General features: G+C 61.6%; 20 protein-coding genes and 2 pseudogenes. 8 read left to right on the top strand and 14 right to left on the bottom strand.

Annotated elements, in window-relative coordinates; all coding sequences use genetic code 11:
- Positions 1 to 130: 130 nt before the first annotated feature.
- From GWC77_RS23755 to GWC77_RS23735, 5 genes and pseudogenes are all read right to left on the bottom strand, one after another.
- Positions 131 to 445: pseudogene (locus tag GWC77_RS23755) on the bottom strand (alkaline phosphatase family protein); the annotation flags it as partial.
- A 186-nt stretch (positions 446 to 631) separates the two neighbouring features.
- Positions 632 to 2752, bottom strand: a complete 2121-nt coding sequence (locus GWC77_RS23750) for a phosphocholine-specific phospholipase C (RefSeq protein WP_173260906.1) — start codon at positions 2750 to 2752, stop codon at positions 632 to 634.
- 169 nt (positions 2753 to 2921) lie between these two features.
- Positions 2922 to 3155 carry a hypothetical protein gene (locus GWC77_RS23745; RefSeq protein WP_173260904.1) on the bottom strand — a complete coding sequence of 78 codons (234 nt, stop codon included), beginning with the start codon at positions 3153 to 3155 and terminating at the stop codon, positions 2922 to 2924.
- A 370-nt stretch (positions 3156 to 3525) separates the two neighbouring features.
- Positions 3526 to 4407: a UTP--glucose-1-phosphate uridylyltransferase GalU gene (galU, locus tag GWC77_RS23740; RefSeq protein ID WP_173260903.1), complete on the bottom strand. Its 882-nt coding sequence runs from the start codon at positions 4405 to 4407 to the stop codon at positions 3526 to 3528.
- 69 nt (positions 4408 to 4476) lie between these two features.
- Positions 4477 to 4638 (bottom strand): hypothetical protein, encoded by a 162-nt coding sequence (locus GWC77_RS23735; RefSeq protein WP_173260901.1) that lies wholly within the window; start codon positions 4636 to 4638, stop codon positions 4477 to 4479.
- A gap of 253 nt (positions 4639 to 4891) precedes the next feature.
- On the opposite strand from GWC77_RS23735, the gene GWC77_RS23730 reads away from it, so the two are divergent.
- The gene (locus GWC77_RS23730) at positions 4892 to 6130 is read left to right on the top strand and encodes an acyltransferase (protein ID WP_173260899.1); all 1239 of its coding nucleotides are present in this window, start codon (positions 4892 to 4894) and stop codon (positions 6128 to 6130) included.
- 79 nt (positions 6131 to 6209) lie between these two features.
- Here the strand turns inward: GWC77_RS23730 and GWC77_RS23725 are convergent, their stop codons facing one another.
- The 3 genes from GWC77_RS23725 to GWC77_RS23715 are packed head-to-tail and all read right to left on the bottom strand — an operon-like array spanning position 6210 to position 12366.
- Positions 6210 to 8663 (bottom strand): glycosyltransferase family 4 protein, encoded by a 2454-nt coding sequence (locus GWC77_RS23725; protein WP_173260896.1) that lies wholly within the window; start codon positions 8661 to 8663, stop codon positions 6210 to 6212.
- A complete protein-coding gene (locus GWC77_RS23720) occupies positions 8660 to 10126 on the bottom strand; it encodes an oligosaccharide flippase family protein (protein ID WP_173260916.1) in 1467 nt (488 codons plus the stop codon). Before GWC77_RS23720 ends, GWC77_RS23725 begins: the two co-directional genes overlap by 4 nt.
- A gap of 14 nt (positions 10127 to 10140) precedes the next feature.
- On the bottom strand, positions 10141 to 12366 hold the full coding sequence (locus tag GWC77_RS23715; RefSeq protein ID WP_254367127.1) for a hypothetical protein: 2226 nt from the start codon (positions 12364 to 12366) through the stop codon (positions 10141 to 10143).
- 341 nt (positions 12367 to 12707) lie between these two features.
- On the opposite strand from GWC77_RS23715, the gene GWC77_RS23710 reads away from it, so the two are divergent.
- Together GWC77_RS23710 and gmd are read left to right on the top strand one after the other, a co-directional pair.
- The gene (locus tag GWC77_RS23710; RefSeq protein WP_173260894.1) at positions 12708 to 13784 is read left to right on the top strand and encodes an acyltransferase; all 1077 of its coding nucleotides are present in this window, start codon (positions 12708 to 12710) and stop codon (positions 13782 to 13784) included.
- Between the two features lie 47 nt (positions 13785 to 13831).
- Positions 13832 to 14866 (top strand): GDP-mannose 4,6-dehydratase, encoded by a 1035-nt coding sequence (gmd, locus tag GWC77_RS23705; RefSeq protein WP_173260914.1) that lies wholly within the window; start codon positions 13832 to 13834, stop codon positions 14864 to 14866.
- A 16-nt stretch (positions 14867 to 14882) separates the two neighbouring features.
- Here the strand turns inward: gmd and GWC77_RS23700 are convergent, their stop codons facing one another.
- From GWC77_RS23700 to GWC77_RS23680, 5 genes are all read right to left on the bottom strand, one after another.
- Positions 14883 to 16823, bottom strand: coding sequence for a collagenase (locus GWC77_RS23700; protein ID WP_173260892.1), 1941 nt, complete (start codon positions 16821 to 16823; stop codon positions 14883 to 14885).
- Between the two features lie 357 nt (positions 16824 to 17180).
- A complete protein-coding gene (locus tag GWC77_RS23695; protein ID WP_173260890.1) occupies positions 17181 to 18140 on the bottom strand; it encodes a nucleoside hydrolase in 960 nt (319 codons plus the stop codon).
- A 109-nt stretch (positions 18141 to 18249) separates the two neighbouring features.
- Entirely contained in the window at positions 18250 to 18540 is a 291-nt protein-coding gene (locus GWC77_RS23690; protein WP_173260888.1) for an H-NS family nucleoid-associated regulatory protein, read from the bottom strand.
- A gap of 69 nt (positions 18541 to 18609) precedes the next feature.
- Complete coding sequence (locus GWC77_RS23685) at positions 18610 to 18810, bottom strand: hypothetical protein (protein WP_173260912.1); 201 nt, start codon at positions 18808 to 18810, stop codon at positions 18610 to 18612.
- Positions 18811 to 19148: 338 nt separating this feature from the next.
- The gene (locus tag GWC77_RS23680; RefSeq protein ID WP_367949091.1) at positions 19149 to 19829 is read right to left on the bottom strand and encodes a J domain-containing protein; all 681 of its coding nucleotides are present in this window, start codon (positions 19827 to 19829) and stop codon (positions 19149 to 19151) included.
- Positions 19830 to 20147: 318 nt separating this feature from the next.
- Here GWC77_RS23680 and GWC77_RS23675 point away from each other — a divergent pair, with 318 nt between their 5' ends.
- Positions 20148 to 20717, top strand: coding sequence for a TetR/AcrR family transcriptional regulator (locus tag GWC77_RS23675; protein WP_173260886.1), 570 nt, complete (start codon positions 20148 to 20150; stop codon positions 20715 to 20717).
- Between the two features lie 276 nt (positions 20718 to 20993).
- Complete coding sequence (locus tag GWC77_RS23670; protein ID WP_173260884.1) at positions 20994 to 21239, top strand: hypothetical protein; 246 nt, start codon at positions 20994 to 20996, stop codon at positions 21237 to 21239.
- A gap of 77 nt (positions 21240 to 21316) precedes the next feature.
- Here the strand turns inward: GWC77_RS23670 and GWC77_RS23665 are convergent, their stop codons facing one another.
- Complete coding sequence (locus GWC77_RS23665; protein ID WP_173260882.1) at positions 21317 to 22738, bottom strand: OprD family outer membrane porin; 1422 nt, start codon at positions 22736 to 22738, stop codon at positions 21317 to 21319.
- A 348-nt stretch (positions 22739 to 23086) separates the two neighbouring features.
- Here GWC77_RS23665 and GWC77_RS23660 point away from each other — a divergent pair, with 348 nt between their 5' ends.
- From GWC77_RS23660 to GWC77_RS30365, 3 genes and pseudogenes are all read left to right on the top strand, one after another.
- Positions 23087 to 24607 carry a peptide MFS transporter gene (locus GWC77_RS23660; RefSeq protein ID WP_173260880.1) on the top strand — a complete coding sequence of 507 codons (1521 nt, stop codon included), beginning with the start codon at positions 23087 to 23089 and terminating at the stop codon, positions 24605 to 24607.
- 204 nt (positions 24608 to 24811) lie between these two features.
- A complete protein-coding gene (locus tag GWC77_RS23655; protein WP_173260878.1) occupies positions 24812 to 25900 on the top strand; it encodes a hypothetical protein in 1089 nt (362 codons plus the stop codon).
- Positions 25900 to 26004 (top strand): annotated as a pseudogene (locus GWC77_RS30365) (antitoxin); the annotation flags it as partial. The gene GWC77_RS23655 and the pseudogene GWC77_RS30365, both read left to right, overlap by 1 nt.
- Between the last annotated feature and the right edge of the window lie 129 nt (positions 26005 to 26133).

The following is a 26133-nucleotide window of genomic DNA, read 5'->3' as shown; positions in this document are numbered from 1 at the left end:
GCAACATGCGCCGCGCGTCAATCAACAAACGCTTGTCAGCGTCAATCAACATCGGCATCATCAACCTCGCCGCGACATTCTCATCTTGTTTGTCGCGCGTCTCTCATCCAGATTGTCGCGCCACAACGCCGGGCCGGTAGGGCGAAAGCTGACCGTAGCCGGCGACGACCGGCTGATTCCAGACCGGGTTGCCGCTGGGCAACGTCATGGCGCGGCGGTCGCCGTAGCCGCGCACACCGCGAAGCGTACCGAAGTAATGATCGAACGAGCGGTTTTCCTGCATCAGGGCGACGACGTGCGCGACGTCCTCGATGCTGCGCGTCGCATCGTGAGCGGGAATCGCGAGTGCCTTGCGAATGCCAGTTGGCAACAAACCGGCGGCGGCAAATGTACCTGCCGCTTGCGCGGCTGCCCGCATGAAAACGCGGCGGCTGATCGACGTCATGGGCTGGACCCCGCAATTACGAGATGAGCGACGTTATGGACCATCGATCGGTCCATCGCAATGCGCGGCAGCCGTGTTAGAGGAGAGGGACGGGAAAGGGAACGGAGGAAACGTTATTGAGAGAAGGGAGCGGTGACGTCGAACGGAAGGGCGGGCTCGCCCCCAAGAGCGAACCCGTTCGATCGATCAAGATGCGCCGAAGGCGGGATCGCTCATGCTGTCGCGGCCCGTTTCGACGTGACCGGCCAGTGCTCGATGAAACGCCGGATCGGCATCGACGCTCACTTTCAAGTCATACCACGCATGGAATGCCCGCAAATCGATATACAGGTCCGCACTTTGTCCGCCGGCGACCCTGCGTTTGGCGAGGCTCCCATCGTACGCGTTGACGACGGTAAACACGCAAGCCGCGCTGCCGAAGTTCTTCAAGTGCAGTTCGATGTTTCCGTTCGCCACGTCGTACGACTCGGTGACCTCCGGCATCGCCGTGCCCGCGTTCCAGCCGCTTCCCGCAATCGGCACGGCCGTGCCCGCGAAGCGACGCATCAATCCATTCGGGCCATGCACGGTGTAGTCATACCGCCCATCGACGGGCAACGCGAGTGTATCGGCAATGCGCTTTTTCGCTTCGACGGCATACGAGCGGGGGGCGTCGAGGCTTTTTGCACGATAGACGAGAAACGCGGCCGCGGTCGAACCCGTATTGATGAACTCGAGGCGAAGCGCACGCTGCGCCGCTTCGACGCGCGAGTGGACGAACAGTTCGTAAGGCAGCGCACGCGCCGGTCGTACGCCCGGTTCCTGATTCGGCTTCGCCTGAACGAGCGGCGGCACCGGTACGTAGTCCGGATGGCGTACCTTGTCGGGCGGCACATAGCCCGTCGTTGCCGGAAGCGCCGGGAATGCCGCGTTCGGATGCGCGAAATCGAAAGCACGCGTGAGGTCCCCGCAGATGGCGCGGCGCCACGGCGTGATGTTGGATTCGCTCAAATCGCGGCTTCCGCCACTGCCGAACCGGCGCTCGATGAAGCGGACGATCGACGTGTGATCGAACGTCTCCGAGCAGAGCCAGCCGCCCTTCGACCACGGCGAAACGACGAGCATCGGTACGCGCGGCCCCAGACCGTAGGGCCCCGCAGGATTGCCGTCCTTGCCCGGGTAGTATTCGTCGATCGTGTCCACTGTCGAGCGGCCGACGCTCGGCGACCATGGCGCAAACGGCGGCGCGACGTGATCGAAGAAGCCATCGTTTTCGTCATAGGTGATGAGCAGCGCTGTTTTGCTCCATACCGCCGGGTTCGATGTCAGAACCTGCAACACCTGGTCGATATACCAGGCGCCATAATTCGCAGGCCAATTCGGGTGCTCGGAGTAAGCCTCCGGAGCAACGATCCACGAGACCTGCGGGAGCTTGCCGCCCTGCACGTCGCGCTTCAGGACGTCGAAGTAGTCGCCGCTCACTGCGACGTTGGTGCCCGTGCGCGCATTGTCGTAAAGCGGATCGCCCGGCTGTGCATTCCGGTACTGGTTGAAATAGAGCAGCGAGTTGTCGCCATAGTTGCCTATGAAGGCGTCCTGCGTCCAACCCCAGGAGCCTTTCGCGTCCAGGCCCGTTCCGATGTCCTGATAGATCTTCCACGAGATGCCGGCCGCCTGGAGCTTCTCGGGAAACGTCGACCAACCGTAGCCGGCTTCGGCATTGTCGATCACGGGACCTCCACCGCTACCGTCGTTGCCGACCCAGCCCGTCCACATGTAGTAGCGGTTCGGATCCGTCGGTGTCATGCCCGAGCAGTGATAGGCATCGCAGATCGTGAAGGCATCGGCAAGCTGATAGTGAAATGGAATGTCTTCACGCGTGAGATAAGCCATCGTCGTCGTACTCTTGGCCGGTACCCACTGATCGTAGCGCCCCCCGTTCCACGCGGCATGCGTCGTCGTCCAGTCGTGCGGCAAGTCTTGCAGGAACTGCATGCCGAGATTCGACGCGCGCGGGCGAAACGGCAAGACGTAACCGAGATCCGCCGCAGCCGGCTGGTACCAGACCGGCCGGCCGTTGGGCAACGTGATCGCACGGCGGTCCCCATAGCCGCGCACACCGCGCAAGGTGCCGAAGTAGTGGTCGAACGAGCGGTTTTCCTGCATCAGGATGACGATGTGCTCGATGTCCTCGATGCTGCGCGTCGCATCGTTGGCAGGAATGGCGAGCGCATTGCGGATACCGGCGGGCAATGCACCCATGGCGGCAGCGGCGCCCGCCGCTTGAGCGGCGGCACGCAGGAAGTCACGGCGGCTTGTCGAGGTCATTTTCGATTCGTAGAGCGGAAGTGGAACGAGACGGCCTCGCGCAAGCGGGACACGTCGACGGGTAAGGCCACAGCGAACACGCACGAACACACGCGGACTACTTGAAACTGAACCGTCGTCGGCTGCGGACGATCCGCGTCGAACGAACTCTGTCTGTTCACAACCCCCGCTATTCGGCAGAGTGCATGACTGGGGGCAATAGCGCGCCCGACGCGGGCGGCGCCACAGCGCTCCCGCCGGTGCCGAAACGCTGCGCGAAAACCGGTTTCGAGGGCTCGACAGTGTGGGGCGCCGGATTGGCGCCCGGCAACGTGGGCACGCGTTCGGCATCTCTCGACAGCGTATCGTCCGCTCGGCTGCCGCGATCGTCGCCGCAGCCGGCCAGCGCTACGACGAGTCCCACGCATACCGCCCGCGCAAGCGCGAATGAAATACATCGGCCACATGCGGTGAAGAGTCGACGCGCTGGCATTGAACCTCCCACGATCGGACCTCAATCAGGATGGCGGACACGATAAAAGCGAATCGTGTCGCCTTGATGAAGAACGTTATGCGCGAAACATGCATTCTTCTCAATGTGGCAAGTGTGCGTTAGAGGAGAGACTCGCGGCGACAAATGCCGCGGCTTCTTGCATGAAAGGCACATAACGCATCGATGCGAATTGCGATCGGCAATACATGAGGCGATAAAGGGTACGCCCGTCAGAGCGTACCGGTGGGATGGGAAGTGATGCGAAGCGCTGGGCGCGAGCGCGCTCAGGCGATGACTGATGTCAGGAAATCATCTGCGTGATATGTTCGCGCAGATAGGCATCGAACGGCGCACCGATCTCGGGATGGCGCAACGCGAATTCGACTGTCGCTTTCAGATAGCCCAGCTTGCTGCCGCAATCGAAACGTGTGCCGTAGTAGCGATAGGCCAGCACCTGCTCTTCGGCGAGCAACGCCTGCAGCGCGTCGGTCAGTTGCAGCTCGCCGAGTGCGCCCGTTTCGATTTTGCGCAGATGCGAAAAGATGCTGGGCATCAGGACGTACCGGCCGACGACACCGAGATTCGACGGCGCCGCTTCGGGCGACGGCTTTTCAACGATGCCTGACAGCTTGAAGATGTCCTCTTCCCACTCGCGGCCTTCGACGACGCCGTACGACCGGCTGTCTTCCCGTGCGATCGCCTCCACCCCGACGATCGAGCTGTGATAGTGATTGAACACGTCGATCATCTGCTTCATGACAGGCTGTTCGCCATGAAGCAGGTCGTCGGCCAGAATCACGGCGAACGGACTGTCGGCCACGAGCTTTTCGGCACACAGGACGGCATGGCCGAGCCCGCGCGCGGCCGGCTGACGCACATAAAAGCAATCGACGTGGCTCGGTTTGATGTTGCGCACGAGATCGAGCAGTTTCTCCTTGCCGCGCGCCTCGAGCTCCGCCTCGATTTCGTACGACGTATCGAAGTGGTCCTCGATAGCGCGCTTGCTTCGGCCGGTAACGAAGATCAGCTCCGTGATACCCGCCTCGATTGCCTCCTCCACCGCATACTGAATAAGCGGCTTATCGACGATCGGCAGCATTTCCTTGGGACTGGCCTTCGTGGCAGGCAGAAATCGCGTGCCGAGACCTGCCACAGGAAATACCGCTTTGGTGACTTTCAACATCGTTCATCCCCTCTTGGGAAAGTCGTTGTGTTTGAAGGCTCCATGAAGGAATTCGTCAACATCCTTGGATCAGACGCGCTCCATCGCCTGGTCCGCTTCGAGCGGCATCGACCGCTCGCGCTTGAACGCGCCCACCCGCATCGTCCTGTCGGATTCGAGTGCCTCGCGATATGCGGAAATGGCTACCAGAATCAAGAGCACCGCGACGCCGGCTACCCAATGTAAATCCATGATGCGGCTCCATTTGCGATTTGTCGGTGACTGCACGTTAACACGAAAAAACCGAACAATAATCTCCTTCGGCCGGGCCAAATTTTTTGCGGCGCCTTGCCCGGCAAGGCTCAGAGGGTTGTTGTGAGCGTTTGTTAAAAACCGGTTTTCGGCGATTTTTTTCGTTCTACGATAGGCGCGGATTCGGAACTTTTTATATCTCCGTGATAAGACACTCTGTCATTATTTCCGAGCGCATCGGTCGGGGCACTGTATGAGCGATTCGTCGATTTTCCCAGTTCCCTCGGCCGCGCCGGCCGCCGCACCCTCGCAACGCATCGACGCGGTGCGGCCCACGGCAGCCGCGAAAGAGACCTTCATCGATGCCATGCGCGGCATGGCGGCGCTGCTCGTCGCCTATTTCCATTGCCGCCAGGTCGCCTGGGTCGGGCTGCATCACTTCCATCAGGCGATGGGCTTCTCGCTCGAGCCGAGCGTCCTGCTCGGCTATCTGACGATGCCGATCGCCTGGGGTTCGGCCGGCGTCTCGATCTTCTTCGTGATCAGCGGCTACTGCATTCATCGCAATCCAGCCGCCCGGCTGGCTGCCGATCCCGCATATCGCCTGGACGCTCCGATATTCTGGGCCCGGCGGTTCGCGCGTATTTATCCCGTTCTCTTCGCGGCGTTGCTGCTCACGCTCGCCTTCGATTCGATCAGCCTCAGCCTGCCGCCGGTCAATCACAAGATTCTGTCAATCGGCCCCAAAGCCTTCTTGATTAGCCTGCTCTCATTGCAAGGCCTGCTTGCGCACCCTTACGGTTCGAACGGCGCGCTATGGACGCTTGCGATCGAGGTTCAGTTCTATGCGGTCTATCCGCTGCTTTTCGCCGCGCGGCGCCGCTTCGGCATGCCGGCCGTCATGGCTGTCATCGCGGCAATCAACGTCATATCCGGCTATCTGCTGGAGCCCGTATGGATCTACTTTTTCACTTCCTATTGGTTCTCGTGGACGCTAGGCGCCTATCTCGCTGAAAGACGAGTCGCCGCGGCGGACTTGACGCTGACACGGCGGCAAACGCTCTACTGGCGTCTGGCCGCCGGGGCCCTCGCAGTACTCGGCTGCGCAATCTTCAATTACAGCGTTTATATCGGCCAGTACATCGCATTCCAGTTATGGGCGCTCGCTTTCGCATGCCTCATGCGTACGACGCTGAAGCCCGAAGGTGAAGCTGTCTCGCTCGGCGATGGCTCTTTCGTGATGCGCGCACTCGCACGCTGTGGCCTGTTCAGCTATTCGCTTTACGTCATCCATCTGCCGATTTTCATCTGCCTGCAGGCCGTTTTCTTCCGCTCGGCCTTGCAATTGTCGATCTGGCCGACGTTCGCATTCATGCCTGTGGCCATCGGCGCGGCTTGCCTGTTTTATCTGTTTGTCGAACGTCCGGCGATGCGCTGGTCGTCGAGCATCCGGCGACGCCGACCCATCCTCGAGCAGCCCGCCGCGGCCTGAAGCCGCATGCCTTGCTCCGGCAATGCGGGGCAAGGCATGAGACGTCTGCCGGCCACAGCATTGATCGCGACCGCGCCGCTCAGCCCGTACGCCGCTTGGCGTGAGCCGCGAGAATACGGCTTACGCCGTCGATGTAGGTGCGTGTGCCAAACCTGCGGCGCGCGATGTCGTAGCCCGTGTCGACGAGCCGCGCACGCAATTGCGCATCGGTGCGCAAACGCGTGATGGCGGCCGACAGCTCGTCGGCGCTGTCGGGCTCGCACAGCAGGCCGTTCATGCCGTCGTCGATGATCTCCGTCACGCCGCCCGCCCGCATCGCCACCACCGGCCGCTTCGCCAGCATGCCTTCGACGATGACACGGCCAAACGGCTCAGGAGCGATGGAAGTATGCGCGATCACATCGACGGCACGCATGCAGGCGGCCACGTCGTCGCGAAACCCGAGAAAATGCACGCGCGAGCCCATGCGGTGCGTTTCGACGAAAGCCTTGAGCGCCGCTTCGTAGGCGTCTTCGCCAAAAAGCGGCGCGCCGACGAGCGCGACGTGCAACTGAGGATCTCGTAACGCTGCTTCGAGCAGGACGTGCTGTCCTTTCCAATGCGCTAGGCGGCTGAAAGAACCGACGATGAATGCATCGCCCGGCAGACCGAGGCGTTCGCGCAACACCGTTTGCGGCGTGTTGTCATGCTTGCGAAACGGCGCTTCCGAAATGCCATTGAATACGACGTCGACACGTTTGAGCGGCACCTTCGCGAGTTCCACGAACGCCGCAGCCGATGCGGCCGAGTTGGCGATGACGTGATCGAGCGTGAGCCGGCCGAACCATTTGATCGTCATGCGCTGCATCCGTCCAAAATGCTCGGCACTGACGATGTCGCGCAGATGCCAGACGACGGGACGGCGCGCAATGACGCCCGCAATCGCGCCGACGACCATCGCGCGCTGCGTATTGGCATAGATGACGTCGGTATTTCGCGCGCGACGGACCGTCTCGCGTACGAGCGAGGCAACGCCGGTCAGCGAGCGCAGCGTCGGCGCGCCTTGTTTCGACATGCCGCGCAGCCGTGAGGCATCGAGCACGTCGACCTTCACGCCGGCATCCGCGAGCGCGCGGCGAAACGGTCCATCGTCGAACAGCACGACATCGACACTCTCTTTTTTTTGCCGCGCGAATTCGAGCAGCGAAAGCTCGGCGCCGCCGAGCACGCCCGTCTGGTCGATCGCCAGGATCTTCGTTGCCGGTGCCGCAGCGCCAGCCGGGGCGCCGCGCGCCGCATCGGTAAGCGTCGGCGCACCGCCGACCATGCCGGCCGCACTTCGACGTGTCGCTCCGGGACATATCGCCTCTACTGCGGCGGTGAAGCGATCGCGGAAGTTCGAGGCGGAAAAGCGTTCGGCATTCGCGCGGCACTCGCGCGGCGAAAATCGGTGCGACTCGCGCTCGAAGGCAGCGACGGCCGCGTTCACGGCCTGCGGCGTCTGTTCGTGGAAGAAGATGCCGGTGGGTCGGCTTTGCGACAAATCGCGCACGGTTTCGAGCGCTCCGCCCTTGCCATAGGCGATGACGGGCGTACCGCACGCCTGCGCTTCGACTGGAGCGATACCGAAGTCTTCCTCCGCCGCGAAAACGAACGCCTTCGCGCGGCGCATATGGTCGTGAAGCACATCGAACGGCTGGAAACCCATGACCTCGACGTTCGCACCGGCCTTCGCACGTACGACGCTCATTTGCGGCCCATCGCCGATCACGACGAGCTTTTTATCGGGCATGCGCGAAAACGCTTCGACGATCAGGTCGATCTTCTTGTATGGCACGAGCCGCGATGCGGTCAGATAAAAATCGTCCTTCTTTTCGCTGAGCTCGAACGCATCGACGTCCACGGGCGGAAAGATGACCTGCGCGTCGCGCTGATAAACCTTCTTGATCCGGCGCGCAATGAATTCCGAATTGGAAATGAAATGATCGACCGAGTTCGACGTGCGAATATCCCAATTTCGAATGTAATGCAGCACCAGGCGTGCGAATGCCGAGCGCAGCCCCCGCGTCAGATGCGATTGCTCGAGGTATTGATGTTGCAGATCCCACGCGTAGCGGATCGGCGAATGGACATAGCTGATATGGATTTGATCGGGCCCGGTCAGCACGCCTTTTGCCACGGCATGGGAGCTCGAAATGACGAGGTCGTACGCGCTGAGATCGAGCTGCTCGATCGCGAGCGGCATCAACGGCAGATAGGCCCGATAACGCTTGCGCGCGAATGGCATGCGCTGGATGAACGAGGTCGTCGCATGCTTGCCGCGCACGAACCGCCTGTCGTCGAGGAAATCGACGAGGCTGTAGAGATCGGCATCGGGAAAACAAGCGATGATCTGTTCGAGCACGCGCTCGGCACCGGCGTACGTGACGAGCCAATCGTGCACGATCGCAACGCGCGGGACGTGCGATGTGACGACGGCCGGCGCGAGGCGTCGCGGCTGTGTCGCGGGTACGAATGCGGCGGTTTCCGCGGCGGCAAGGGCTTCGTCGCTCATGCGCTTCTCCTTGCATTGACTCGCAACAACAGCGCGCGCGCCATGTTGCGCAGAGAGGGGGATGTCGTCATGGACCAGACCATGTTCAGCAGGCACAATCCCGCCGCCAGTATCGCGAGCGCGGCCAGATTCGTCACCTCATGCGAGAGATAGCCCGCCACCACGAGAAACGCCAGATGTCCGAGCATGTCGAACACGATCTGTCGCGCGCGGATCCGAGACAGATAAAGAAGCACGCCGTAGTCCAGAAGCGAACGACCGACCACGACGACGGCGGCCCCCGTCAGACCGAAATGCGCGATACCCAGCATCAGAATGCCGGCAAAAAACGGTAGCTCGATGATGCCGATCCAGGCTGCGTGCGCGGGATCGATCTGCGATTGAATCAGAAGACGCGTCACACCGGCCTGCCCCACGAGCCAGACGCTAACGATGAGCACGCGCCCCACGTTCACGGATGCGGCGGCGAGCTCGCTGCCCACCCACAAATTGAGAAACGGCCCCAGCGCGAGCATGCCGACGATCATGACCGGTGTGAACAATCCGTTCAGGACTTCCAGCGCCTGCCGCACGAGCACGTCGGCGTGGTCGCGCTCGACGGCGGACAAGCGCGGAAAAAGAGTGCGCACGAAGGCCGTCGGCAGCATGTTCAGTCGGGTGACCAGATTTTGCGGCACCGTGTAATAAGTCACGTAGCGCGCGCCGAGTCCGGCACCCAGCAACACGCGATCGAGCGTATCGCCGACCATGATGGCCATGCTTGCCGCAAGCATCCATCCACCGAAGCGGAAGAGCTCCTTGGCCACGGTGAGACTCGGCATCATCACCCGCTTGATATCGAGTACACGCATGCTCGCCCGCGCGAGCAGCAGCGCGGCGATCGCTCGCGCCACCACGGCAGCGGCCAGCACGTTCGGCAGCGTGGGCGCGATGAGCCAGGCGGCGCCCAGCGGCATCAGCTGGAAGAGGAACGTACCGAGCGTCTGATTCGTATTGAAGACGCCGAAGCGTTCGGCGCCGTTGATCGCCCCCGCGCAAACCCACGAAACATTGGCAATCGGAATCGCCAGCGCGAGCCACGGCAACGCATGTATGACTTCCGCGCGCATCACCGGTGAAAGGTGTGTGAAATACGCGGTATAGAGATAACCGCCGATATAAATGATGACGCCGCCGGCAATCCCGGTGATGAGATTGAGCCAGAACGCGCTCCAGAAAACGAGCGCGCTCTGGCCTTCGTCGTTGGAGGCACGCGCCTTCGAAATATGGTTTTGCGCCGCCATGCTCATGCCGAGGTCGAGCACGCCGAAGTAGCCGATGAACGTCCACACGAGACTCACGACGCCGTAACGTTCGACACCGAGCAGCTTGATGTAGCTGGGCACGGTCACGAGTGAAACGAATGTCGGCAGGACCAACCCGAAAAAGTTGATCGCGACATTCTTGAGCATGCCTTTATCCATCGAATGCCCAGTCATTAGCCCTCGCCGATGCCGTTGCCGGCTGCCTGATGCTTCGCGCCTTTCTTCCCGCCTTGGTTCTTCTCGCCCGCGGCGGGGGTCCAGCGGTACATGAGCACCTTGCCGCGTGCGTCCTCTTCGACGAATACGACGTATTCGCCATTCGCACGCTTATACGCGCTGATGGCATTGGCGACGTCGACGTGCCCCGAGGCATTACCGACTTCGGGTCCCGGTTTGATTACGCCGATCTGCGCACCGGTATTGCGATCGAATACATGCACGATGCCGATGAACTCGACGGCGAAGACGTAGTCGCCCTCCTGCGTCACGCTGACGAGCGTGCGGCGCTCCTTGCCCTTCGGCTGCCACAGCAACTGAGTCGTGAAGCGCAGGACCGGCTTGCCGGTCGACCATCCGTCGTAGCGTGCCAGCACGCGGCCGATCTCTTTCGGCACGTCGTTGCTGTTGGGCATGGCGTCGTCGGTGTAGCCCGTGACATAGAGCGAATCGGTCCTCGTATCGTAGACCGCGCGCTTCACGAATTTGAATGGCGCAGGAATCGCGTAGGTCGTCATCTTGTCGTACGCGTAAATCGGGTTGCCCGAGCGGTCCACGCCGCCGAAGCGCAAGCGATGAATACGCGTGTCGTTCGCACGCCAGATGTCGCCCTTGGCATCGACCCACCAGCCCCAGCCCCCCGCAAGATGCTCGTCGGTGCTATTGCGCTGGAACTCCTGCGGATTGAACTTGCCGTCGCCATTGGCATTGCGCCAGATCCATTCGCCGCCCGGCGGCGCAGTCGTGATCGCGTGCACCGGACCTGGCCGGCCCGCGATGAAGCCCGAAGGAATCGCCGTTTCGCCGTCGTGCGCCGGATCGAAGCGATAGATCTTGAGGTGATCGGCGTACATGTCCGTCAGATAGAGGAACGTTCTGCCGTTCAGCTGTCGCGCCATCGGCGTGCCGGGCCATTGATCCATATGGAAGACGGTATCTTCGGGGTACTTGAACCGGTTCGACAGGAAGCCGGCGTATTTCCATTCGTGCCCGGGCGGCTTCGACCAGTCGAGTTCAAAGCGCTTGTTGCCCGTGAATACGCTATTCGGACGAGACGGATCGATGCAGGCACCGTCCACGAAAAGCAGCCCATCGACCTGCCACCGCGGTTTGCCGTCGGGCGTGTAGCTCGCTAGCGTTGCGCCGAGCCCCGCGCCGGTCGAGCCCAGTTGCGGGCCCACGCCGTTCATCGAGACATAAATGTTGCCGCCCGCATCGACACCGACGCCGGTCAAGCCATTGAATCGCATCGGCCCCGGCCGCCCCTGCTCGCTCGGCTTGCCGGCCCAGATGCCGTAGCGCTCGCCGAACGTATCGGTCAGCTCGTACTGGCCGGGATGCGATGCCGTGAAGATGAGCACCTGTTGACGCCAACCGTTGTCAGCAACATAGAGGCGTCCTTTCTTGTCGACGGCGATATCGACGGGAACGGCGTCCTGCGGCAACGCGACCTTGTCCGAGAGCTGCTTGCCGTCGGCGGTGTAATGCGCGAGACGAGGCACGGACCCGCTCAGGCTGTCCGTCAGCACCCACAGTGTGCCGTCCGGCGCGAGCGCGATCCGCCCCGGTTCGTGAACTTTCCAGGCGCTTTTTTGCTGCATCGATTCCGCGTCGATCACGTCGATTTCGTCGCGTGTGGTGTTGGACGCGTAGACAGTCGTCTCGCTCGCGGCTAAACCATAGATCGGCGCTTTGGTGCCCGAAGACACGCGGTTGACCGGCAAAAAGCCAGCCGCAAGCTGACCGTGCGCATCCGCGCGCGCCACCGCGCGAAACGGTACCGTCTTCTTGACGCTCGCGAGGTCCCGCCGCGAAATGCCGAACCAATGCTCGCCGGTTGGCGGCCAGACGCCATCGGCAACGAGCTTGCCGCGCTCGTTGCCGACCGATGTACCCACGAAGACATAGCGGCTGTTGATCGCCACCGCCTCGCCGCCCGAGCGTCCCCAGCCGTGCGTGCCGCCCGCGAATTCGAGCTGCTTGCCGTTCTGATAGACACTCGCCTCGGCGCCGCTTTCGTCCCAAGGCGAATTGGTGTAGACCTTGCCGTCGGGCGAGACCGCGATCGACGTGATATCGATCTGGGTCCACATGCCGTGGCCGTAACCGAACGTGTTACCGATCCATGACGTGGTCGCAGCCAAGACGTTATCGTTGTCCTCGTCCGCCGCATACGCGGACAGGCCTGCGACCGCGCCGATGCCGAGGGCGACGGCGAAAAGCGCCGCGCGAGACAGAACACGCACGAAATGCCTCCTTGAATTCGAGAGAGAGCCGACCGCTAGCGTACGAACAAACTATTTGGCGGAAACGCGCAAATAATTCCAAAAAATTCTCGCGCACATTCAATGGGCGCCGCGCCATGCGGCACTTTATTTCGAATGGAGTTCGTCCCGCTCCGGTCGGCAGGCATCCGCTGCACGATCAGTGGTTTTTCGTCAATTTCTTTTTCCGCAGAATGGGGCGGACTTTTTTGGCCCAAGCCGGGGATGTGCGCCGGTGAAGGGAATTCGCAAGGATACCCATGTCTGAGTTGCTCACGCCTCATCGGCCCCAAACCGATATCGCCCGTCCGCACGCGCGCATCGTCCAGCTCGATGGCGTGCGCGCCGTCGCCGTGCTCGCGGTATTCATGAACCACGCGTTCGGCGTTTCGCTGTGGATGGGCGTCGATCTTTTCTTCGTGCTCAGCGGTTTCCTGATAACCGGTATTTTGGTCGATCGAAAATCGCGCAATCAATCGTATTTCGGTTATTTTTACGCACGCCGCGCGAAGCGAATTCTGCCGCCGTATATCCTGTTGCTGATTTTGTCGTCGCTGCTCTTCGGCCTCGGCTGGCTCAAGCAGTGGTGGTGGTACGCATTTTTCGCCACGAATATCGGGCAATCGCTGGGCGATTCGGGCAACCCGGGATTCGGTGTGCTGTGGTCGCTGGCGGTCGAGGAACAGTTCTACCTCGTCTGGCCGATCGTGGTCCTGCTGGTCTCCGAGCGCACGCTCGGCATCGTCGCCGCTGCCGGCATCGTCGTCGCGCCGATTCTGCGCGCGGCCGCCACACCGCTCTTCAGCTCGTTCTGGCCCATCTATTTTCTTACCCCGTTCCGCATGGACCTGCTCTGCGCAGGCGCGCTGCTCGCAGTACTGATGCGCCGGCGTCCCGATCTGCCGAAGCAGCTCCGGTGGGCCGCATGGGCCATGCTCGCCGGCACGCTCGCCATCCTGGCCTGGCTGCACTTCCACTATCCGGACATCCGCGACTCCAATCGGCCGCTGTCGAATGCAGGCCTCTATAGCCTGACGCTCGTGCTATCCACATCGGTCGTGATTCTCGCCCTGCGAAGCCGCGGCATCGTCACGCGTGTGCTTTCCCACCCTGTTCTCGTCTATCTCGGCACGATCAGCTACACGGTTTATCTCGTGCACGTGACATTCATCGGCCTGATGTGGAAATTCAATTACGGCAAGTATTCCAGCGCGCTCGCCGCGCTGGCGCTCACGCTCGCGTTTGCAACCGCGAGCTGGTTCCTGCTCGAGAAACGCCTCGTGCGCGGCGAAAGGCGCAGGTCAGGTCTTTCGTCTGTCGCCCTGGCCCGTGATTAAGCGGCGTCCATTGAATTACACGTAAAAGGAGCATTTCCATGATTGGGATGAACCCCGCACGCAAAGCGATCATCACCGGCGTAACCGGGCAGGACGGCGCCTACCTCGCGCAACTGCTACTCGAAAAGGGCTACTCGGTTGTCGGCACCTATCGCCGGACCAGTTCGGTCAACTTCTGGCGAATCGCCGAGCTCGGCATCGAGCAACATCCCAATCTCTCGCTCGTGGAGCACGATCTGACCGATCTCGGCTCGACCGTGAGGCTGCTCGAACGCACGCACGCCCACGAACTCTACAATCTGGCCGCCCAGAGCTTCGTCGGCGTCTCGTTCGATCAGCCGGTCACCACGGCCGAGGTCACGGGCATCGGCGCGCTCAATCTGCTCGAGGCAATCCGGATCGTCGACAAGAGCATTCGCTACTACCAGGCCTCCACGTCGGAAATGTTCGGCAAGGTCCAAGCCATCCCCCAAGTCGAGAGCACACCGTTTTATCCACGCAGCCCCTATGGCGTCGCCAAGCTCTTCGCTCACTGGACGACGATCAACTACCGCGAGTCCTACGACATCTTCGGCGCCTGCGGCATTCTGTTCAATCACGAATCTCCGCTGCGCGGTCTCGAATTCGTCACCCGCAAAATCACCGATGCCGTTGCCCGCATCAAGGCCGGCAAGCTGGACAAGCTCGAGCTCGGCAACCTCGATGCGAAACGCGATTGGGGCTTTGCGCGCGAATACGTCGAAGGCATGTGGCGCATGCTTCAGGTCGACGAACCGGACACCTACGTGCTCGCGACCCAGCGCACCGAGACCGTGCGCGATTTCGTACGCATCGCGTTCGCCGCGGCGGGCTACCAACTCGAATGGAGCGGTCACGCCCAGACAGAACGCGGCATCGATGTGGCGACAGGCAAGGTGCTCGTCGAGGTCAATCCGAAGTTCTATCGCCCGTCGGAAGTCGACTTGCTGATCGGCTGCGCCGACAAAGCACGCGAGAAACTCGACTGGCATGCGCAAACCTCGCTCGAGGCGCTCTGCAACATGATGGTCGAGGCCGATATCGCTCGCGTCGCCGCGGCGTGAACGCGGTCGAGCGCGATCAATCGCCCTCCGAGGTGCCGTCGGCCGTCGTGGTGAGCACCCATTGGGCGAACTCCCCGTCCAGCTGCGACGGCAATCCCGACATATAGCTCCAGTAAGCCGCGTAGTCTCCGTTACGAAACATCGGCAAAATCGTCGACAACACCTCCGGATGCCGTTCGAAGACGAAGCGCACGGCCATGTATCCCCAACGATAGGCCCGGCTCACATAGTCGTCCATCGTATAGCTGTTGGCGAAGATCTCACTGAGCCGGTAGCGCCCTGTCTTCGCCGCCTCGATCGATTCCGGGTCATCGTTGCCGCGTGAGATGTATTCGGCGAGCCCTTCGATGTACCAGACTGTCGGCACGTTTGTCGATGCTTCAAAATCGCCATGGAGGTCGAATCGCCCATCCAGGTAATGAACGAACTCGTGCCGTAGATTCCATACTTCGAAATGCGGCTTCAACCAGGTTGCCACGAACGCGATAAAGCGCGCCTGGTTTTTCGGCGCAGCGGGGTCGCCTTCCAGATAGACGCCTCCGTTATCCGTATCGTTTCCGAAGAGTACCGGTGAATAGTTCTCGTACTCGGTGTTATCCGAAAAGACAACGACCTCGAGCGTCGTATTATGATCATCCGCCACGGGGATCTCATGAGTACGCAACATTTCATGAAAACGAGGCGCTTCTTTCCGCATGAGGGTGCACGCCTGATCCGCCTCACTCGGCGTCAGCGATGCCGTGCGCAATGCGATCGCTCCATTCGCGCAGCGATAACGCCGCGCGAGAATGGCGTCCGCTAGCGGTCCTTCGAACCCACACGTGCCATAGACACTGCAATGATCGGCGTCGTAAGCCTGAACGGCCTGCGCAGCGGCAAGCCAGACGAGACGGTCCGGCCCCGCCATCGTCGAGTCGGCCAGCGCGTCTTGAATGAGCGGCCTGATCGTCGGCAGCAGGCTCGGATAGGTCGCGAAGCGAAAGGCTTCGCTCGCCGCCTGATTGAGCAGGTAGCTCGCGTGCCGCGCGGCAAGCAAATCGCGCTTATTGGCTTTGACGAAGCCGTATAACGCGAGCGCATAGGAAGGGTCGTTTCCGACGATTTGGGCCGCGTCGTGACGATAGTGCGCGAAGTAAAAAACTTTGAGAATAGCGGTGAACGCATAGGCGAGACCGGGCTCGTCCAGCGTGCTGGCGATTGCCGGAGACTGCGCGCTATTCGTGAAGCGCGTGACCCATTGCCGTGCGAACGGCAGGTACGCCGATTCGTCGTGCATATTGACGATGAGCGTGATGAGCTCACCGGCGCTCGTCGCGGCGCTCGGATTCGGGAGCCCGATCGCACTGCCCGTCAGTACTCGCGTGATGACAGGGCGCAAGCGGCTGGTCATATCGTCGGGAAGGGGTGGTGCTGTTCCCTGGTTCGCCAGATAGTAAGCAGCCCTTAGAAAGAGCGTCAGATTCAACAGGGCGCGATTGCCGGGCCCATATGCCTCACCCTCGGTTGCGAAACGCGTCGCGACAGCCCTGAGATTATCGTCGCCGAACAACTGCCGCGCCTGTTCGCGGGTGGCTTCGAAGAACGCATTGGCACAGGCCGAGTCGGCAAGCGTGGCTACCCGCTCGGCCAGCGCTTCGCCACGCAGGCCGGCCATCGCATCCATCGATGGGCATGCCTCGCCCCCTGCCTGCCGTTTAGCTCGCGCGCGGCGCCGCATCTCCGGCGTCATCAGTTCGGGACGCAACCGATCGGACGGAGCCAGATCGAAAAGCCACTCTTCGCGCGAGCGCGGCAAGAGCGTCGGCGGGCGCGGCATCGGAGGCAGCTTCGCCCCACCGGGTCCGCTGCCGGCGCCGATCGGCGCGCCAGGACCTGACGCGGCCAGCGCCGGTACTGAACTCATTGCCAGGGCGAGCAACAGCAATCCGCCACAAAGGGCCGAAAAAAGACGTTCCATGCGCTTCGTCTCCTGTCCCATTACCGTGGCGGTCAAGAGACCGCGCTAAGCGCTTGCTCCGAGCGCTCGGCGGCCGCACGGCAATCGGTGTCGTTGTTCGGTTCGGCGCGCTTTCGCCGATCGTCAAGTCCGATTCACTCTATTGAGCGCGCGGCGCAGAAACAACTGCTTGACCTGATAGCTGCGAATGTCGATAGCCGATGCGTCGTCTGCAACGGAAGGTGAGCGTTTTCGGGAGCAGGGGGAAAATGAAGCGGGTCGTGCCGCGAAAGCCCCGCTACGCGGGGCCGTGTGCGCTCGCTTGCGACTGACCGCGGCGCTAAAGGTGAGTGTTTTCGGGGAGTGGATCGGCGGCGTTCAGATGGGGCACAACGTGCGCCGATAAAGCGCCAATACTGCGTCGCTATCCACATCGATACAGACGGTGCACGCGGGCCTTGCGTCCCAGTCGGGCGCGGGAACCGGCATGCCCTCCGGTTTTTGGATCGTATGTCCCGCGGCAATACCTTCTGTCAGTACCCGCACCGGCCCATTGCGCGTTCGGAAGTATTGTGGAGCGAGCAGATAGGCAACGGCCAAAGCGTCATGTACGTAGATGCCGGCGACGCCTTCGCTCGCGCGATGAAACACTTCGTAGTGCCGCGAGATATCCCATACGAAACGTCCGGGCTCTCCACCCGCGTCGCGCAAGTGCGCGAGGTAGTCGGTGGACATGACCGTGCGCTGCGTCACATCGAGCCCAACGATAACGATGGGCCACCCGGCACCGAATACACGGTCCGCCGCTTGCGCATCGCCATGCATATTCGCTTCGGCGGCCGGGGTCACGTTACCCATGACACCGCCGATGCCGAACGCGCCGCCCATCACGATGACTTGCTTGACGAGCGAAGCCAAGGCGGGCTCTTCGTCGAGCGCGAGCGCGAGGTTGGTCATCGGCCCGACGGCGATAAGCGTCACCTCACCGGGATGGGCTTTCACCGTCTCGACGATGAACCGCGACGCAGCGCGCGCATCGGCGCGGCAGCCCTCGGGCAAATGCGGCTCGATGTTACCGAGCCCATCGTCGCCATGTATCGTCGGAAGCGGCGTCGGCGCATTGCCTTCGAGCGGTCCCGCCGCGCCGCGGGCGACCGGCACGCCCGGCGCGAAACGCGATGTCAGATAGAGCGCATTGCGCGTGGTCGTCTCGATCGCGGCATTACCGAACACGCTGGTGACGCCCAGCAGCTCGATGTCGGGATGCAGCGCCTGAAAGACGAGCGCCATCGCGTCATCGATGCCTGGATCCGTATCGTAGATGACTTTATGTTTCATCGATCTTTAGGGAATAAAGGCATCCGCCAATCGATCGCACGCGCCCGAGCGATTCTTCCTTCGTCATTCCGATGGCTTTCCATGCTGACGAGGGCGAACGCCTCAACGCTCATTCCTGAATGAGAAACCGGTCGCGGCGCTTACCGATCCATGCAGGCGCCCGGCCACGGCCGCTCCATGTTTTGCCTGTCTTCGGATCGCGGTACTTCGGCGGCAATCCGCCCGATTGAGCTTTGCGCGTGCGTTTGCCGGAGAAGCCGAGTTCTTCGGCCGTGATTCCGTATTCTGCAATCTGCTCCTTGATGTGAGCAATCGCCGCGGCTAGTTCCTTTTCACGCGCTGCTGCCATTTGCGCCTGGACCTTTGCAAGCTGTTCGGTGAGTTGCCTATACGTTGCCATGAATATACGCCTCCTTTTGTTAGGCCGAATAGTACCGCTGTGACCGGTGGTGCGCGCAAAAGTGCAGTTTCATTTGGCCTTGCATGCAAAAAGCAGATTGCGCGTACCGTCCGTGATCGATTGCTGGATGATGTCGAAATCCCCGCCACACATGCCGCGTGCATTTTCCATGCACGCGCTCGCCGGACCCTGCGCCGCGCACTGAACGAGGATCGTGGGGCGCCCGTCGTGCGTAAACAGCGGCGCGCTACTGCCGCAGCCGGCAAGCATCAGAGACAGTGCGGCCGCGTGAGCCGGGTGACAAAGCACGCGGCGCCCGCGCGCCCGAAGCAATGCGAGTCTCATCGAATCAATCCCAATTCTTTTTGAATGGGCGGAGTATGCCACGCTGCAAGCGTCTTGTTATTACATTGCGACGCGATCGGGCTTCGTGCCAATTCGCCGGAATGCGAGTGATCACCGTTTATCCCTGACAGACTATGCGAATCGGGCCGGTGCGCCGAGTCAACGCATCGATCCCGTCCAGAAGATAGCAGGCTCGACGAACCGGCTGGCATTCGGCCGTCATTGCACAAAAGCGCAGGCGCACGCCCGGCCGCTAGTGAAGACTACGGACGCAGGCCGAACATGCCATGCCAAAGCGCGCTCAAAAGGTTCGCGTGTCCGGCTTCGCCGCGGGCTCGCATAGCATCGCCCGCTGCGCGGCCGTCGTGACCCTCTTGGTCTTCGTCGTCTTCATTGACGTCGTGGTCCTCCCTGCCTTCATGCGCTCCATGTGCGTTCCGAGCAAGGTCGTCGCCTGGGCCCGCTTGCGCTCGCGGATCCGCCGCAACGGAGTCGCCCGCACGCGCTGCCTGCAGCGCGGCCACCCCATCGGCAATGCGGGCCGCAAGCGCCGGCTCGCAGTCACGGCCGAGCAGCACGCCGAACAGCACATCGCGCGAATGGCCCTGGTCCGCGAATCGGATGGCGAGCGTCACATACCGGGCATATTCGGCCTCTGCCTCCTCCTCGGCTCGCCGGCGCTCCTCGTCGCGGTGACGGGTAAGACGGCCCATTTCCTCGGCGAACACGGCATCGTAGACGCGCCGCTGCTCCGGGTCCGACAGAATCGCATAGGCTTCTTTCACCTGCTGAAAGCTGGCATGCGCGGCTGCCTCGCGCCCGACGTTGCGGTCGGGATGCGAGCGCATCGCCGCCTTCCTGTACGCCCGCTTGATTTCCTCTTCGGTGGCGTCGTCGCGCACACCCAGCACGTCATAAAGCGTCACCATCTCTCGCCCGAACAAATTTGCACGCCTTCCGATTGTAGGCCCTGCTCGGCGCGGTGCCCAGCGGGGCGGGCCGATCCAGTTGCTATCGCACGAATTCAAAACGTGGGAATCGAGGCGATTTAAAACGCGGGACTTGATTTCGGCACGCGCTTCGATTTGAATGACATCACTTACGATCCGCCGCGCATTGAGAGGTGCGCGGGACGTTCAGGTCGCAAGCCGCCTGCCGCGAAATATTTTTTTGGGAAACAACGTTTTCTTCGAAGAAATCTCTCGGCAACCGGGAATTACCGCGAAGATGCACAACTTCTACATATATTAAGCGGGCCGAAAATGAGTGAGAAAAAGAAAGCGTTGATCGATACTGCCACCCGGTTATTTGCAAAGTTCGGCTTTCACGCCGTGGGAATCGATCGGATCATCGCTGAATCGCGCGTGGCGAAAATGACGATGTATAAGTACTTTCCATCGAAAAGCCGTCTCGTCGTCGAGGTCATCAACGAGCAGGGGGCGGCACTGAGCGCGGGAATCGCCGCCGCCACGGCATCGCATGCCGAACCATTGGACAAACTGCGCGCCATCTTCTTCTGGCACGACGCCTGGTTTCGCTCCGAATCGTTCATGGGCAACATACTCATCCATGCCGCATCGGAATTTCACGCCGAGGAGAACGAAATTCTTGCCGCTTCGGCAGCGCAACGGCGGGCGTTCGTTCATCTGCTCGAGCGTATTCTCCGCGAACGCTTCGATGGTGCGGCTGCCGTGCGGCTCGCACAACGCTGCGCGCTGCTGCTCGACGGTGCGACACTCGCACGGCAGTTGAACGGCCGCACGGACGCCGCACGCGACGCATGGGAGGTCGCCCAAACGCTGATCGAGAGCGAGCGCGTGCACTGCGTCTGACGGCGCCCGGGTCGGCAGGCTTGGCGGCATCAATCCGAAGGGGCTGAGCGCCCCCTACGGATTCTTGCATGCCGCGCACTGTTCGAGCACCTTAAAAACCCACTGACGCGCGCAAAAGTCGCGTTACACTCATCGACATGAATCGGGCCATGCAGCACGGTCGCCGGCATGGCGCGGCCGAGTTGTGTGGCGCGCCGGCAGGCTTTCCGTTCGGCACTGTCCGCATGGCCGGTCTGCCCGTAAAATCAATTCATTCACGACTCGAGGAAACGTTCGATGCGCACCACCCGTTGCACCGGGGCCATGACCCTGCTCACCGAAATCGACGAGCCTAGCGGACGCGAAGTGCGCTCGCTGCGGCTGGAGCCGGCGGAAGACGGCAAGAGCATCCTTCTCATCGAAATCGACGAACGCAAGCCCGGCATTCACCGGGAGGTGCGGTACGAAATCACGCCGGCGGAGCTGATCGCCGCCATTCGCGCCAACGGCGCCGAGCTGCCAGGCGAACAGCACGCGCGCTGACGCCGCCTCCCAGACTGTCTCGACCGATCGCGGCGGGCTCGATGCCCGCCGCTTTTTTTTGTGCGCGACTATCGATTTCAGAACAACCGGGCCGGAACGGTGACGACCAGGCGATAGACCTGACTCGTCGGATCCGAATAATAGGTAGACCCGACGTGCCACATCGCAATCAGGGCGATTTTCGTTTGCTTGAAGCGCCCGCTTTGCACCACATAGGTCGGCGTGATGCCGAATTCATGGTGCCGGCCATGCACGGGCTGGCCGTTCTTGAAGTAGATCGAACCGAACGCAGGGCCGCCCGCGCCGTAGCGGGTAGCCGATGCGCTGGCATCCGCGCCCCAACCTTGCTGCGCCCATAGCAGTGTCGAAAAACCTGGCAAGTTCGCGTATTTACCATCGAACGTGTAGCGCAATTGCAGCGATTGTTCGTGCGGCGCGTTGTAGTCGACGTCCATCGAGTTGATCAAATAATCGCCCGCCGTTTCGTCCACGTAATCGAAAAACTGGTCGCCGGCAATCTTCTGGTAGCCGACGAGCAGGGCATGAGGGCCGTGCTGCGCCGACAGTGCAAGGCTGTAAGCACGACTGCCGATGGGGCCCTGGCGCGCCGCGCCCGCATCGTGCGTCGCATAGGCGTTGGCGGTGCCGGTCAGTTTCACGGTATCGACATGGCCGGTACTCTGTTGAATCGACGCATAGTATTGCCGCCAGACATCGTCGGCCTGATCCGCAAAAAACGAAACGCTTCCCTCGGGCGAATACGACCATGTACCGCCCAGGTAGCTGACGCGATCGAGCGGCACGCCGCCGTAGGTGGTGCGCAGCCCCGACAACGAAGTGCGCCCTCGCGCATTCACTTTGGTGAAGCTGCCCGCCTGGAGCGTGAGTTCGCGCACGTCGCTGCTCGAAAGCGACGTGCCGAGAAAGGTCGGCGGCAACGCACGATTGTCATGAGGTTCGAGAAACGGATTGGAAACCGCATGCAAGCCGTACTTCAGTACGGTCTCCGATACACGCGCCTTGACGTCATAGAGCCCAGCGTACGCCCATGCGAGCTGGTTCGCCCCACTGCCGTGCCGGGCCACGTGCACCATGTTGCCCGAGCCGTTTCCTCCATCGAGCTTGAGCGCGCCGAACAGACCCGCATCGATGCCGAGGCCAATCGAACCCGGCGTAAAGCCGGATTGCCATCTGAGCTGCGCGCCTTCGACCCACGCATGGCGCGACACGCCGCCCACGCTATGCAGATAGTCGGTGTAATTGCGGAACTCGAAATCCAGGCGGCTGCCCGCAAGCAGTCCGCTCATTGCCGGCTGCGCCGACACAGGCATCGATTCGGGAGGTAACCCCTCGATCTGATCGGCATTGGCGACGGCCGAAGGCACTGCGGGTACCGCAGGCTCTTCGGCACGAGCCAACCCGGCACCGGCGCACGTCGTTGCCCCGATCGCAAGCGCCGACGCAATACAGCGAGCCGCAAACAAGCTGTCTTTTTTCATTCACCGCTCTTATATCAGAGTTTTAGATACGTCAAACAACTAGTTAGGAAACCTAAATAGCAGATATGTGCTGAGAAAGGCGGCATCAAATCACGAGAAATTTTTTATGTGCAGCTATCAACTGTGCGGGGGAGGATGTGCTCCGTGTATTCCCGAGGTGACGCGCTTCGGGCGCTTGATGAGAATCGCCGCGGCATTGCGATGGCATAAGGCGCGCCACGGTTTCCACCTGGACGCCGCGGCCTCGCCTAGCCGCCCTTCGGCGCGTACGCGCCCACTCGCGAAACACGGTTTTGAGCATCGCAATCGCGGCTCGTGATGACAATCCGCATAAAGGAGTCCTAATCGATGAATTCCTCTAGATCGCAAACGCGGTCCTTTACCACCATTTTTCAGATTGAAATGTGGGAACGCTTCGGGTATTACGGCATGGCCGCATTACTCGTGCTTTTTATGATCGAGCGCGTCGGTTTTAGCGATGCCAATGCCAACTTGACGTGGGGTGCCTTCGCGGCGCTCGTCTACGCCGCGCCTTCGATCGGTGGATGGATCGGCGACAAGGTGCTGGGCACGCGTCGCACGATGCTGCTCGGTGCGGCCGTGCTCATCGCCGGCTATCTGATGCTCTGCATTCCCGACGACAGGCTCGGATTCGTCTATGCCGCGCTCGGCGTGATCGTGGTTGGCAACGGTCTTTTCAAAGCCAACGCGGCCAATCTGGTGCGACGCATCTATGAAGGCGACGATGCCCGCATCGATAGCGCATTCACGATCTATTACATGGCGGTCAACGTCGGTTCCACCGTATCGATGCTCGCCACGCCGTGGATCAAGGACCGCTGGGGTTGGCATGCGGCTTTCGGCGTGTGCTGCGCCGGCATGACCGTTGGCGTAATCAACTGTCTCGCGCGATACGGCACGCTCGTGCGGATCGGCTCGGCACCCGACGACAATCCCGTGCATCGTCGGCGCCTCGCGATGGTGCTGGCGGCAGGTGCCGCGCTCGCGCTTGCGACGGTCTTCGTTCTTCAGCATCGGGCGCTTGCCGTCGCGTGCGTCTACGCCGCCGCCGTGGCGATCGTCGCGATCTTCGCGTTGATGACACTGACCTGCGAGCGCGCCGAGCGTGCCGGTCTCGTGGCGGCGTTCGTACTGGTGCTGCAATCGATTCTCTTCTTCGTGTTCTATCAACAGATGTCGACTTCGCTGACGCTCTTCGCTTTGCGCAATGTGGACCCCGCCCTCTCGATTGCCGGCGTCACGCTGTTCTCGTGGAGCCCCGCCCAGTTCCAGGCGCTCAATCCGATCTGGGTCATGCTGATGAGTCCGTTGCTTGCGGGGCTCTATACGCGCCTCGCACAAGGCGGACGCGATGTCGGCGTCGCGACGAAATTCGCGCTTGGGTTCGTCGCCGTGGCGGCCGGCTTTTTCGTCTATGCGGTAAGCGGTCGCTACGCGATGGACGGCCGTGTTTCGCCGTGGTTCTTGGTGTTGGGGTATGGGCTCAATGCGCTCGGAGAACTGCTCGTCAGCGGGCTGGGGCTGGCAATGATCGCCCGCTATATACCGGCGCGCATGGGCGGCTTCATGATGGGCGCCTACTTCGTTGCAACGGGTGTGGCGCAGTATCTGGGAAGCGTCGTCGCCAATCTCGCGCAATTGCCATCGAACGATTTGCCCGCGGTGCAATCGCTGCCGCTCTATATCGATCTTTTTGCTCGACTCGGGTGGCTCGCCGCCGCAGGTGCGCTCATCTCCATCCTGCTGTTGCCGCTGATGCGCAGGCTCGCGAACACGCACCGCCGCTCGGCGAACTTGCTGGCCAGTGCCACTACGAGCGCTCGCTCGAGCGCATTCGTCCCCGACTGATCCGCGCCGGGCCGGGCGGGGCCGGTTCGGGCGGGTGCCGCCGCAGGCGACAGTATGTCATTTTCCCGGAGGCCGAAGGCGACGTGATCTGGTGTCCTGCCGGTCGGAAGACCCAATTTTTACTGCGCAGTAAATATTGGTAGTCCAGTGAATATTCACTATAATGCGCATATTTACTGAACAGTAAACAAGCGATCCGCACCTATGCTCGAGTCTCGTCTGACCGAACGACAGCTCATTGACCGGTTCATTGACGCTCTACGAGAGCTTCCGGAAGTGGCGGCCACCCTCGCCCATCGCGATCGCGTCACAACGCGCGGTGACCGTGGATACGACGCCGAGGTCGCTCTGCACGTCGCCGGCAAGTCCTTCGTCTTGCTTATCGAAGTGAAAAAAACAGTCTTTCCCCGAGATGTCCGCCAACTGGTCTGGCAACTTCGGGAAGCGAGTCATAACCGACCTGCAGGGCAAGTGCCATTGCCACTCCTCGTTGCCGAGTCCCTCTCGCCTGGAGCGAAGGAACTGCTCAGAAGCGAGCGCATCGGCTACTACGATAGCGGCGGCAGCCTGTACCTGCCCGCGCCGGGTGCATATCTCTACATCGAAAAACCACCGCCCAAGGCCCTTGCGAAATCGGTACGCATGCTGTTTACCGGACGGCGTGCCCAAGTGCTTCACACCATGTTGGTGCGGCATCAGAAGTGGTTCGGCGTTACGGAACTTGCACAGCAAGCGATGGTGTCGCCGGCTACCGCCTCACAAGTGTTGACCGAACTCGAGCGCTTCGACTGGTTGGTCGCGCGTGGTCAAGGCCCGAGCAAGGAGCGTCATCTTCGGGAGCCGACCGCCTTGCTGGACGCATGGGCTAAGCAGCTTGCCACCATCCGCCCGCTCATCTTGAGGCGGTACTATGTGCCGGGCACGAAGCCCGAAATGCTGGCGGTGCGAATCGGTCAAGTCTTTGACATGCACAATGTCGAGTACGAAATCACTCACGAGGCGGCCGCGCAACGTTATGCACCATTCCTTTCCAACGTCTCGCAGGTCCGCGTGCGGGTGCTGATCGGTGCGAACGCCGATGCCGCGATTGGTGATCTAGGCGGACGCGTCGTCAACGAAGGCGCCAACTTGGGCATCGTTGATGCCGATTCACCGGGCGAACTATTGTTTCGCGACAGGGTCGATGACCTGTGGCTCGCGAGTCCCATCCAAATCTATCTCGACCTGTTGCGCGGCGAAGGCCGCTCCAAGGAACTGGCCGAGCACTTCCGCAAAGAAAGGATCGGCTTCTGATGGCCAAGCCCGCAACGCTCGACGGTTACAGCGACCAATATACGGTGGACTGCGAACGTGTCCTCGTAACACTGCTGCGAGGTCTTGGACCATGGAAGGATTCAGTCTTGCCGCGCGTCAAACAAGATGAGAGCAGCGCGTCAATCAGGATGAGAGTACTGGCGTGGCGGCAGCGGTGAAGGGCGTAGCCCGGAACCGCTGCCGCCACGCCGCGCCGAGCAGTCCCCCGTCAT

This window comes from Paraburkholderia sp. NMBU_R16, assembly GCF_013282575.1.
Lineage (GTDB): Bacteria > Pseudomonadota > Gammaproteobacteria > Burkholderiales > Burkholderiaceae > Trinickia.
This window is presented reverse-complemented; position numbering and strand designations above follow the sequence as displayed.

Excerpts from the sequence above, each read along its gene's own strand:
- GWC77_RS23750 (WP_173260906.1), bottom strand. The coding sequence starts at position 2,752 with ATGACCTCGACAAGCCGCCGTGACTTCCTGCGTGCCGCCGCTCAAGCG.
- galU (WP_173260903.1), bottom strand. The coding sequence starts at position 4,407 with ATGTTGAAAGTCACCAAAGCGGTATTTCCTGTGGCAGGTCTCGGCACG.
- GWC77_RS23735 (WP_173260901.1), bottom strand. The coding sequence starts at position 4,638 with ATGGATTTACATTGGGTAGCCGGCGTCGCGGTGCTCTTGATTCTGGTA.
- GWC77_RS23730 (WP_173260899.1), top strand. The coding sequence starts at position 4,892 with ATGAGCGATTCGTCGATTTTCCCAGTTCCCTCGGCCGCGCCGGCCGCC.
- GWC77_RS23725 (WP_173260896.1), bottom strand. The coding sequence starts at position 8,663 with ATGAGCGACGAAGCCCTTGCCGCCGCGGAAACCGCCGCATTCGTACCC.
- GWC77_RS23720 (WP_173260916.1), bottom strand. The coding sequence starts at position 10,126 with ATGGATAAAGGCATGCTCAAGAATGTCGCGATCAACTTTTTCGGGTTG.
- GWC77_RS23710 (WP_173260894.1), top strand. The coding sequence starts at position 12,708 with ATGTCTGAGTTGCTCACGCCTCATCGGCCCCAAACCGATATCGCCCGT.
- gmd (WP_173260914.1), top strand. The coding sequence starts at position 13,832 with ATGAACCCCGCACGCAAAGCGATCATCACCGGCGTAACCGGGCAGGAC.
- GWC77_RS23700 (WP_173260892.1), bottom strand. The coding sequence starts at position 16,823 with ATGGAACGTCTTTTTTCGGCCCTTTGTGGCGGATTGCTGTTGCTCGCC.
- GWC77_RS23695 (WP_173260890.1), bottom strand. The coding sequence starts at position 18,140 with ATGAAACATAAAGTCATCTACGATACGGATCCAGGCATCGATGACGCG.
- GWC77_RS23690 (WP_173260888.1), bottom strand. The coding sequence starts at position 18,540 with ATGGCAACGTATAGGCAACTCACCGAACAGCTTGCAAAGGTCCAGGCG.
- GWC77_RS23685 (WP_173260912.1), bottom strand. The coding sequence starts at position 18,810 with ATGCTTGCCGGCTGCGGCAGTAGCGCGCCGCTGTTTACGCACGACGGG.
- GWC77_RS23675 (WP_173260886.1), top strand. The coding sequence starts at position 20,148 with ATGAGTGAGAAAAAGAAAGCGTTGATCGATACTGCCACCCGGTTATTT.
- GWC77_RS23670 (WP_173260884.1), top strand. The coding sequence starts at position 20,994 with ATGCGCACCACCCGTTGCACCGGGGCCATGACCCTGCTCACCGAAATC.
- GWC77_RS23665 (WP_173260882.1), bottom strand. The coding sequence starts at position 22,738 with ATGAAAAAAGACAGCTTGTTTGCGGCTCGCTGTATTGCGTCGGCGCTT.
- GWC77_RS23660 (WP_173260880.1), top strand. The coding sequence starts at position 23,087 with ATGAATTCCTCTAGATCGCAAACGCGGTCCTTTACCACCATTTTTCAG.
- GWC77_RS23655 (WP_173260878.1), top strand. The coding sequence starts at position 24,812 with ATGCTCGAGTCTCGTCTGACCGAACGACAGCTCATTGACCGGTTCATT.